The sequence below is a fragment of the Desulfatiferula olefinivorans genome (assembly GCF_054657895.1).
Genome location: NZ_BAAHXV010000091.1, coordinates 1 through 1,760, shown reverse-complemented (window position 1 = coordinate 1,760; position 1,760 = coordinate 1). Strand labels below are relative to the sequence as shown.

Sequence of the window (1,760 nt, the reverse complement as noted above, 5' to 3'; positions counted from 1 at the left end):
GGACAAGCTGTAGCCCGGTCCGGTGGAAGCAATTGTTGGCAGATTGATTCACAGTGGCTAATGGATGGGGAACAGGACGTGATGAACCCAATGCCGGGGAACGTGGAAACAATATGCCAGGTGTGACAAAGAACAACCAGAATCAAACGCAGATCAAAGTCGTGAAAGCATTCGAACGAGCGGGCCGCCCTGAGAACGAGGGAGACGGAAACCGCCATAAGGGTTGAGCAGATGGGCCACCCTGAACGAGACAGCGGTTGAATTTGAAGAGCCGCTCAACAGGAAAATGCCCTTGCCCGAATTGTTTACATCATTTCTTTTTGAAAGAGCAAATCAATATTCTACTTTTTCCCCAAGCGTTCGTCCGACTGCCAACGTGTGCTTCACCGGCCGGGCGGCGAGCCGAGACGCCGGGCAGATGGGCGAAAAAGGTTGAAAAACTAAAGACTTCCAAAAGGGACGAGCTGTAGCCCGGTCCGGTGGAAGCAATTGTTGGCAGATTGAATCACGGTGGCGAATCGATGGAGAACAAGACGTGATGAACCCAATGCCGGGGAACGTGGAAACAATATGCCAGGTGTAACAAAGAACAACCATAACCAAACGCTGATCAAAACCGTGAAAGCATTCGAACGAGCGACCCGCCCTGAGAACGAGGGAGACGGAAACCGCCACAAGGGTTGAGCGGATGGGCCACCCTGAACGAGACAGCGGGTGAATTTGAAAAGTCGTTCGACAGGAGAAAGCCCAAACTCCGTTTTCTTTACATCATTTGTTTTTGAAAGAGCAAAACAATTTTCTACTTTTTTCCCAGGCGTTCGTCAGACTGCCAACGTGCCCTTCACCCGGCGGGCGGCGAATAACGAAAGCCACCAAAAAAGTGAAGAAGGACGATTAAAAATTAAAGTTTAAAAACGCGGCGCTGTAGCCCGCTCGGAGTGCAAGGGGCTTGTTAAATGTTAGCGTCTATTTTTCATCATCAGAATCATTCTTGTGGAATTCTTCTGAGATTTTGATTGATTTTGTATAGGCTTTTAAATTTTTAAATACAACGTAGTCAGTAACTCTGTCCCAAGCAATTGCACATTGACAACCAGCAATCCAATCAGAGGACGTTGACCCTTTAGGGGTTGTTCCAACTATAAATAAACGACCTCCCTGAATTTCAAAATGAGGGTCATTTAAATCATGACTAATATCATCATCCATTATTGATATTGAAACACACCTACCTGATAAGTCAGGTAAATTATCCATTAAATTATTCATTTTTTTCCTATGGACATTTAACGTGTGCTTCACCGGCCGGGCGGCGAAACGAGACGCCGGGCAGATGGGCGAAAAAGGTTGATAAACTAAAGACTTCCAAAAGGGACAAGCTGTAGCCCGGTCCGGTGGAAGCAATTGTTATACAATTTTATTGATTAACAATTTCATTTTCATTTAATGCAGGTGGTATCTTTTGTAAGGCAAATGCTACACCCATTAAAATTAAAGCAAGCGGAAGTGATATAACGATTCCAGCTGCACCACCACATAAGGTACAAACAATTAATGAGGATAATGCATATTTAATTCTTCCCCTTGATTTTGCTACGAAAAACGGAATAAGTCCCGATAACGAACCGGCAATTAAGCCTGCACCAATCATAACTACCAAATTTATACCTGGTTCCATAATAAAAATCCTAAAAATTATACTTAAAAGTGTAAACGATGTCCTGCCCCAGTAACCATCTTAATGTATAACGTGTGCTTCA

General features: G+C 44.4%; 3 protein-coding genes. 1 reads left to right on the top strand and 2 read right to left on the bottom strand.

Annotated features, from left to right (window positions below; genetic code table 11):
- Nucleotides 1-714: 714 nt before the first annotated feature.
- Nucleotides 715-912 carry a hypothetical protein gene (locus ACYQ11_RS21960; RefSeq protein WP_459925976.1) on the top strand — a complete coding sequence of 66 codons (198 nt, stop codon included), beginning with the start codon at nucleotides 715-717 and terminating at the stop codon, nucleotides 910-912.
- A 54-nt stretch (nucleotides 913-966) separates the two neighbouring features.
- Here ACYQ11_RS21960 and ACYQ11_RS21955 read toward each other — a convergent pair whose 3' ends face one another.
- Both ACYQ11_RS21955 and ACYQ11_RS21950 read right to left on the bottom strand, forming a co-directional pair.
- A complete protein-coding gene (locus tag ACYQ11_RS21955) occupies nucleotides 967-1,269 on the bottom strand; it encodes a hypothetical protein (RefSeq protein ID WP_459925975.1) in 303 nt (100 codons plus the stop codon).
- A 148-nt stretch (nucleotides 1,270-1,417) separates the two neighbouring features.
- Nucleotides 1,418-1,678, bottom strand: a complete 261-nt coding sequence (locus ACYQ11_RS21950) for a hypothetical protein (RefSeq protein WP_459925974.1) — start codon at nucleotides 1,676-1,678, stop codon at nucleotides 1,418-1,420.
- Nucleotides 1,679-1,760: the final 82 nt, after the last annotated feature.

Excerpts from the sequence above, each read along its gene's own strand:
- ACYQ11_RS21955 (WP_459925975.1), bottom strand. The coding sequence starts at position 1,269 with ATGAATAATTTAATGGATAATTTACCTGACTTATCAGGTAGGTGTGTT.
- ACYQ11_RS21950 (WP_459925974.1), bottom strand. The coding sequence starts at position 1,678 with ATGGAACCAGGTATAAATTTGGTAGTTATGATTGGTGCAGGCTTAATT.